General features: G+C 42.2%; 7 protein-coding genes. 3 read left to right on the forward strand and 4 right to left on the reverse strand.

Annotation, left to right across the window (positions count from 1 at the left end):
* Window positions 1–136: 136 nt before the first annotated feature.
* On the reverse strand, window positions 137–1,057 hold the full coding sequence (locus tag BSAG_RS20295; protein WP_004314880.1) for a helix-hairpin-helix domain-containing protein: 921 nt from the start codon (window positions 1,055–1,057) through the stop codon (window positions 137–139).
* Window positions 1,057–2,427 carry a sodium-dependent transporter gene (locus BSAG_RS20290; protein ID WP_004314879.1) on the reverse strand — a complete coding sequence of 457 codons (1,371 nt, stop codon included), beginning with the start codon at window positions 2,425–2,427 and terminating at the stop codon, window positions 1,057–1,059. Before BSAG_RS20290 ends, BSAG_RS20295 begins: the two co-directional genes overlap by 1 nt.
* Window positions 2,428–2,530: 103 nt before the next feature.
* Here BSAG_RS20290 and BSAG_RS20285 point away from each other — a divergent pair, with 103 nt between their 5' ends.
* Window positions 2,531–2,923, forward strand: coding sequence for a VanZ family protein (locus BSAG_RS20285; protein WP_004314878.1), 393 nt, complete (start codon window positions 2,531–2,533; stop codon window positions 2,921–2,923).
* A 139-nt stretch (window positions 2,924–3,062) separates the two neighbouring features.
* On the opposite strand, the gene BSAG_RS20280 is transcribed toward BSAG_RS20285, so the two are convergent.
* On the reverse strand, window positions 3,063–4,358 hold the full coding sequence (locus tag BSAG_RS20280; protein WP_004314877.1) for a UDP-N-acetylmuramoyl-tripeptide--D-alanyl-D-alanine ligase: 1,296 nt from the start codon (window positions 4,356–4,358) through the stop codon (window positions 3,063–3,065).
* 77 nt (window positions 4,359–4,435) lie between these two features.
* The gene (locus BSAG_RS20275; RefSeq protein WP_008770371.1) at window positions 4,436–6,451 is read right to left on the reverse strand and encodes a sensor histidine kinase; all 2,016 of its coding nucleotides are present in this window, start codon (window positions 6,449–6,451) and stop codon (window positions 4,436–4,438) included.
* Between the two features lie 117 nt (window positions 6,452–6,568).
* Here BSAG_RS20275 and folP point away from each other — a divergent pair, with 117 nt between their 5' ends.
* Entirely contained in the window at window positions 6,569–7,435 is an 867-nt protein-coding gene (gene folP, locus BSAG_RS20270; RefSeq protein WP_004314875.1) for a dihydropteroate synthase, read from the forward strand.
* Between the two features lie 11 nt (window positions 7,436–7,446).
* A complete protein-coding gene (gene cdaA, locus BSAG_RS20265) occupies window positions 7,447–8,211 on the forward strand; it encodes a diadenylate cyclase CdaA (RefSeq protein WP_004299718.1) in 765 nt (254 codons plus the stop codon).
* Window positions 8,212–8,407: the final 196 nt, after the last annotated feature.

The following is an 8,407-nucleotide window of genomic DNA, read 5'->3' on the forward strand; positions in this document are numbered from 1 at the left end:
GCCTTGCAAGTGTTCTATCTTTTAGCTATATATTTATAGTCGCTTCTCTACGGAAGTCTGTGAAGATGATAGTAGAGTGTTTGTTTTGTTTGTGTGTGATGCATTCTTGTCTGGTGTGATAGGAATGCATCTTTTTTTATTTATTATAACAAATGTAGGGCTCGATCCGTTCAAGATCAATAGGAGTGAACTCCTCATAAAGGGATAATTGCTTCAGACTTTTTAAGATTCCTTTCTTTTTCCGATATTCTATGATGACCTTCGCTTGATAGTAGTTTATATATGGATGACGCATCATTCGTTCCATACCGGCTTTGTTTAAATTGATACGGTGTATCTGATGGGTGTCAATAGAAAACCACGGGCGGAGCCTTTCTGCTTTTAGATGAATCTCCTGTAACTGCTCTATCCGGCAAAAGCCCCCCAGCCGTTCGCGGTAATTCACGATCATCCGGGCAATGCTGCTCCCGACTCCCGGAATCTTTTTAAGTTCTGTGGTATCAGCAGAGTTGAGGCTGACGACAGTTCCCGGTTGGTATTTCACAAGTGTGTCCCGTTGTATGCTTTGTACGGTTAATAACCGTATTGTATCTTTATCTTTCGAACTGAAATCTTCTGTAATTTGGATATAAGGATGAAGAGTCTGGTATTGTTCTTCTGTGAGTCCGTATATCTTCCGAAAATCCTCCGGATGGCGGAATTTGCCTTGTTTATGGCGATAGTGCAGGATATTCTTTATCATCCAGGATGGTAATCCGAGCGAAAGGAAAGTAGTGGAGTCTGCGGTGTTCGGATCAAACATCGTAAGCTTGATTTCCCTTTGAGGAGTTGATGGAAAAGAATGACCGGACTTTGGGTGAGGTTTGGTTTCCCGGAGAGAGGCAACAAAGTCATTATATTCTTGATCGGCTTTCTCATTCTTTGTGCAGCCGGTATCTTCGGCACGAGTGAAAAAGGCAAAGAGTTCAGGAGCTGCATATACTCCTAAAATAAGAACGACAAGGACGATAATGCCTTGTCGTTCGGTTTTAGTATAATAAAGGAAGTCTTTCCACATTATAGCTTGATTAGCCCCAGTTCATTGATAAATATCAGTGAGATGGCGATTGGTGCGATATATTTTAATATAAAGATGATAAGCTTGTATACCGGTATCTTTAACGAGCCGTCATTGGTAATCTCTGACCATACAATCTTTTTATCCAGATACCATCCGGTAAAGAGGGAGATACACAGTCCGCCAAGTGGTAACATGATTTTAGCTGTTACAAAGTCGAAGAGATCAAACATTCCCAGTCCGAAAACGGTGAATCCTTTCATGACTCCCAATGATAATGAACAGAATATTCCGAGAAAGACACAACCGCCGGTGACTAACCTTGCTGCTTTTCCACGGGAAAGATTAAACTCCTCGTGAAGATAAGCGGTTACTACTTCGTGCAAAGAAATGGTAGAAGTTAAAGCAGCCATCGCCAACAATGCGTAGAACATTACAGAGAATATGTATGCTAGTACGGGGACTCCGCTAAATGCCTGTTGGAATACATTAGGCAGCGTGATAAAGATCAGACTGGGACCTGAATCCGGTTGTATGCCAACCGAAAAGGCTGCCGGGAAGATGATAAATCCGGCTAGTATTGCCACAAAAGTATCGATGATTCCTACACTGAAAGCTGTTTTAGTCAGGTTGGTTTCTTTACTGAAATAAGAGGCGTAGGTGCAAAGGCATCCCATACCCAGACTCAAAGAGAAGAAAGCCTGTCCCATAGCACTTAAAAACACATTTCCGTCCACTTTGCTAAAGTCGGGTTTGAGCAGGAATTCAATACCCGCACCAGCTCCCGGCAGAGTGACCGAACAAACTACCAGTATGAGGATAATGATAAACAAGGTAGGCATCATGATCTTCGAAGACTTTTCAATCCCCTTTTCTACTCCTTTCACGATGATGAAATGAGTAATCAATAAAAATGCTACTAACCATACGACCGGTCGCCACGGGCTACTGGAAAATTGTTGGAAAGAAGAGATGAACTCTCCGGAGTTTTTTCCGGCAAAGCCATTGGTGGCAGCCTCAAGAATATATTCAAGTGTCCACCCTGCTACTACTGCATAATAACTAAGTATCAGGAAACCTGCTAATACTCCCATGCGTCCTACCCAACGCCAATGCGTTCCCGGAGCTAATGTTTGATACGCTCTTGCAGTGTTGGCTCTTGATCGGCGTCCTATCAGGAACTCGGCAATCATAATAGGCAATCCCAAGAGAAAGATACAACCTAAATAGATCAGTATAAAAGCGGCACCTCCATGATTTCCTGTTTCGTATGGAAACCTCCATATATTACCCAACCCAACTGCAGAGCCGGCAGAAGCGAGTATGACCCCTAATTTGCTGCCGAAGTTCGCTCTATCAATTTTTGCCATAAATCTTGTTTTATCTTACAAATCGTTATAAAATATGCGAGTTAAAGTGCAAATATAGAAAATGATACTTATATTTGCACGAAAATTGTAATATTATTTAGATATGCTATCTTATATTAAGAAATATCCTATCTCGCTTTTTATCATTTTGACAGTGATTTATCTGTCGTTCTTTAAACCGCCTAAGACGGATTTGAATGAAATTCCCAATTTAGACAAACTGGTTCATGTTTGTATGTATTTCGGTATGTCGGGGATGTTGTGGCTGGAGTTTTTGCGTGCACATCGCAGGGATCGTGCTCCGATGTGGCATGCGTGGGTAGGTGCGTTCCTTTGTCCGGTGCTTTTCAGCGGTTGTGTAGAGTTGCTGCAGGAATACTGTACTACTTACCGGGGTGGTGACTGGTTGGATTTTGCGGCCAATACAACAGGAGCGATTCTGGCTAGTTTAGTGGCTTATTATGGCGTACGGCCGAGGATGAAAATAAATAAATAGTAAAAGGCAACCTATGAACAACAAAGGTGAACGATAAGCCGTGAACGATGGCAAATAATAAACGGTGAATAATGGTTGACTATATCATATCCATTATTCACCGTTTATCATTTATCATTTGAAGTTTACCATTCTGGCTTTATAGAAATTCTACCGTTGAACTAAGCTTGATTCCATTGGAACCTTTAATAAGAATGGTATATCCTTTGGGTTTATCTTCTTGCAAATCCTTTATAACTTCCTGCACATTTGCATAAGTTTTAAAAGAATGTTCACTTGCGGCAAACTGTTCTCCCACGAGCCATACTTTCTCAAAATCACTTTCTTTGATGTAGTCAACGATTTTCTGATGCTCGGCCGGGCTATCAGCACCCAGTTCGCGCATATCTCCTAATATGAGCATCTTGTGGGGAACTGTCATGTTCCGGAAGTTTTGCAAGGCAGCCATCATGCTGGTTGGGTTTGCGTTATATGCGTCAATGATAAGCGTGTTATCTTCCGTCTTTTTAAGTTGGGAACGGTTGTTCTGTGGCGTATACTCTGCCAGAGCTTTATCGATCTTCTTTGCTTCCACTCCGAAGAAACGTCCGATAGTGATTGCAGCCAGGGCATTGGGGAAATTATATTCTCCGATCAACTGTGTACGAACCTGATGGGCTTCACCGTCTTTACCGGCTTTCCATTCGAAAGCAAGATAAGGCGAATTGCCGGTAATCCGGCCGTTGACATAGAGATCATCTTCTGTTCCATAAGAAATCAGGTTCAATCCCTGTGAGATATTCATCAAATAGGGGTTATCGTGATGGATAAAGGTGGTGGCATCTTTCTTGCGGAGGAAATCATAAAGCTCTCCTTTGGTCTTGATAACTCCTTCGAAAGAACCGAATCCCTCCAGATGAGCTTTGCCTACGTTAGTGATAATACCATAATCCGGTTCGGCTATTTCGCAAAGAAACTTGATTTCTCCCGGATGGTTGGCGCCCATCTCAATGACGGCAAGGTCATGCTCCGGTTTTAACCGTAGCAGGGTAGTCGGTACGCCGATGTGGTTGTTGAGATTACCTAAAGTATAAAGTACATTGTGGGCTTGGCAGAGAACGCTGGAAATTAACTCTTTGGTGGTTGTCTTCCCATTAGTGCCCGTAATGCCGATCACTCGCGTTCCGAGTTGGCGGCGATGATAGTTGGCAAGCTGCTGCATGGTTTGCAGGCAGTCGTCTACAAGTATATATCGTTGATCGCCTTCTACGGCATACTGTATTTCATCGATAATGGCAAACGCGCATCCGGAGTCCAGCGCTAATTTGGCAAATGCATTACCGTTGAACGACTCACCTTTCAAGGCGATAAACAAAGAACCGTCCGGGCAGTTCCGGCTATCAGTAGTTACTGATTGGCAATCCAGAGAAATCTGGTAAAGAGCAGAAAGTTTCATAACCTGATCTTTTATTTAAAACGTTGCAAAGATAGGCTATTCTTTCGGATTTGATGGGAGTTCGGGCAGTTTTTTGCTTAGGCATATATCAAAGGAAGAGTCAGGATCATCCGGCATCCTTCTGTGTAAGAAGTATCGATCCGGAGACTGCCTCCTAACTTTTCGGCAATACTCCGGCATATCGGAAGTCCGAGCCCGGTGCCCTGCGTGAAAGAGTTCATTTTGTAGAAACGTTCAAATACTGCTTCCTGTTGGTCTTTTGGGATGCCTGTTCCTGTATCGGTGACGCTGATTTCAATTTTCTTTTCAGCTTCCAATACGGAATAAGCGATGCGAATACTGCCATGAGTCGTAAATTTAGTGGCATTATGTGCCAGGTTGTTCAATACTTGTGATATACGTTCCGAATTACTGCGTATGAGCAGGCTTTCTCTTTCAGGTTCGAATAAAACTTCTACATCTTTCTGCGTGTTATCTTTGGCAACTTCAGATGCAAGTTGACAGATCGCATGAAGATCTGTTTCGGGGTCAGTGGGCAGTTGTTCATATTGATCCAGTTCGGACAGCGTAAGCACATCAGTCACCAGTCGAAGCAAGTCGTTACTGTTGCTTTTGATGATATTGACAAACTCCTGTGTTTCCGGACTATTGCTGTAATGGTCGCTTAATACCTGCGAGAAGCCTACGATAGAGTTGAGCGGTGTGCGGATTTCGTGCGTCATGCTTTGGATAAACGTTGTTTTCATCCGGCTGCTTGCCTCCGCTATATCTTTGGCTTTACGCAATTCTTCCCTCGATACCATAAGTTCTTCATTCCTTGTTTTAAGTTCGGCTTCCGAAACTTTCAGTTTGCGTTTCAGGAAGTTTTCTCTATAAAGGAATATGAATAAGATACCTAATAAAATAATCAATGAAATAATCAAGGTTGTTTTATTATGCAACTCCTTCTGTTGTGCCTGAAGCATGAGTTCTTTCTTTTCGGCATTGAGTTTTTCTACATTTAATAAGGTGGCGAATTCGCTGCTGGCCACTTGCTCATTGGCTATTTTCAAAGAGTCATCCGTGTTGATGTACATTTGCAGATATTTGACCGCCAGGTTCATATTCCCCATCTTTTGGTAGATTTCTCCCTGTGTGCGATAATGGCTGCTGCTAAGTATGCTTTCGCTTAAACGGCGTTCTTCTTTTTCCTGCATCTCTGCGGCTTCCAGCGCTTTCTGATATTGTTTGGTCTGCTGGTAGTATAAACATTCTATATTATACAGTCTCTTTTTGATAGACTCCAGTCTTTTGTCCTGTTCAAACGCTGCCTGACACTCCTTCAATAATTTTTCGGCAGCTTGAAAGTCGCCGAACTTGCTGTAATAGTTTACAAATTCCAACTTGGCAGATATTTGTTGCGTAGAGGAATTGGCAGTCGCAATGGCTTTTTCCACAGCAGCCAATGCTTCTTTTTGCTTTTTCTGGTTGATGTAATAGTTGGCTATCTGGGCATAAGTCTGGGAGATGTTGTAGTTTTCGAGCTTGTATTTTTCAGTCAGCTCAATTTCTTTCAATCGCCACTCGAACGCCATCGAATCGAATCTTTTGATGGTGTAGATTTGCGACATGATGTTATAGCAACGGGAGAGGCCGGTCTTATCATCCTCTTCTTGAGCTTCTTTTAACATATTTTGCACTTCATAAAGTGCTATGTTTGTTTTGCTTGTTTTTAGGTAATAGGTAATTAATCTGTTAGCCCATGCGAAGTAATAGTATTTAGGCTGATGAGTGGCCTTGGCGAATTCTTTTACTTTGTTGGTATAGTGGATTACGCTATCTTCATTGGTTCCCTGGAAATAATAATAATCCAGTTGAGTGGCTATGGCTACTGCCTGCATCCGTTCGTCCTGCCGTTCGCCGGCCATTCGGAATAAAGTGTCGGACATATTAAGTACAACAGGCTCTAACAAGTATTCTTGACAACGTTGATAATATTCATAGAGAGTAGAGTCAACATTGAAAGTTTCAGCCTCTTTTTGAGCTTTAGCAGTAGTGGTAAAGAACAAAATGAGGAAAAGAAATCCTACGCGAAATAGGGTTAATCGGCTCATGGTATGAATTTTTCGGGTTCTTCTATAGTTTGCAAATATACGTTTATTTCTTCTTTTTAGTACGAATACTTGCTTTTTTTATCTACATTTGTAGGCGATCTAAAAGGAATGTTGTCAATGATGAAACCTATATCTCCTATTTATATAAATGTAAAAGGGCGGTTGCTCGATCTTGCTACTCCGCAGGTAATGGGAATTTTAAATGTTACTCCCGATTCTTTTTATTCCGGCAGCCGGATGCAGACTGAAGAAGACATTGCTGCCCGGGCCCGGCAGATACTTGATGAAGGTGCTTCGATAATTGATATAGGAGCCTATTCTTCACGATCGAATGCCGAACATATTTCTGCTGAAGAAGAGATGCGAAGACTGCGCACCGGTTTGGAGATCCTGAATCGTAATCATCCCGAAGCCATTATTTCCGTTGATACTTTCCGGGCTGATGTGGCGGAAGAATGTGTGAAAGAATATGGAGTGGCTATTATTAATGACATAGCTGCCGGTGAAATGGATCACCGGATGTTTCAGACAGTAGCCGACTTGGGAGTACCTTATATAATGATGCACATGCAGGGAACTCCCCAAAATATGCAGAAAGAACCGTCTTATGATAATCTGATAAAAGATGTTTTCCTGTATTTCGCCCGTAAAGTGCAGCAACTTCGCGACTTGGGAGTGAAAGATATCATTCTCGATCCGGGATTCGGATTCGGAAAAACACTGGAACATAATTATGAACTATTGGCACATCTGGAAGAGTTTCATATCTTCGAACTTCCTGTTTTAGTGGGAGTTTCACGGAAATCAATGATTTATAAATTGTTGGGAGGAACCCCGCAAGATTCATTGAACGGGACAACCGTATTGGACACTGTTGCGTTAATGAAAGGAGCGCATATCCTGCGGGTGCATGATGTGCGTGAAGCGGTGGAAGCCGTCCGGATCACAGAGAAATTAAAAATAGAGAGTGGATATGACAAATAAGAGGAGGGCGCATGTTTTTTGAGTTTGGCATAAAAGATTTTATCGATATTCTGCTGGTAGCTTTTGTTTTGTACTATACCTACAAATTGATGAAAGCTTCCGGTTCTATCAAGGTGTTTACCGGAATTCTGGTTTTTATCCTGATCTGGCTGGTGGTGACGCAAGTGCTGGAAATGAAATTGTTGGGCTCTATTTTCGACACATTGATGAATGTGGGTGTGATCGCGTTGATTGTTCTTTTTCAGGATGAGATACGCCGTTTCCTCTTGACTTTGGGGTCTCACCGACATGTCAGCGCACTGGCCCGTCTCTTTAACGGTTCGAAAAAAGAGTCGTTGAAGCATGACGATATCATGCCGGTGGTAATGGCTTGTTTGAATATGGGGAAGCAAAAAGTCGGCGCATTGATTGTCATTGAGCATAACGTTCCTTTAGACGAAGTCGTCCGTACGGGCGAGCTGATTGATGCGGCGATCAACCAACGTTTAATCGAAAATATATTCTTCAAGAATAGTCCGTTGCACGATGGCGCAATGGTAATCAGCAAAAAACGTATCAAGGCGGCAGGATGTATTCTTCCTGTATCCCATGATTTGAATATACCGAAAGAACTTGGCTTGCGACATCGCGCAGCAATGGGAATCTCTCAACAGTCGGATGCTCATGCAATTATTGTTTCGGAAGAAACAGGCGGTATTTCCGTAGCCTATCGCGGGCAATTTTATCTTCGTCTGAACGCGGAAGAATTGGAAAGTCTGCTGACAAAAGAAAACTGATTTTATAGTGATAGGCCAATGGTCAAATAATGATGGTCGTTTTATGACTATCATTATTTGACCATTGGTGTTTTATTTATTATCTTTAGGGCAATAACAATAGATATGAATAATCCTTTTGTGACTAATGGTTATGTTTCTGCCAGGTATTTCTGCGATCGGGAATAAATGAAATAAAGCAAAATAGCGCCAATTG

The organism is Bacteroides sp. D1 (assembly GCF_000157095.2).
Lineage (GTDB): Bacteria > Bacteroidota > Bacteroidia > Bacteroidales > Bacteroidaceae > Bacteroides > Bacteroides xylanisolvens.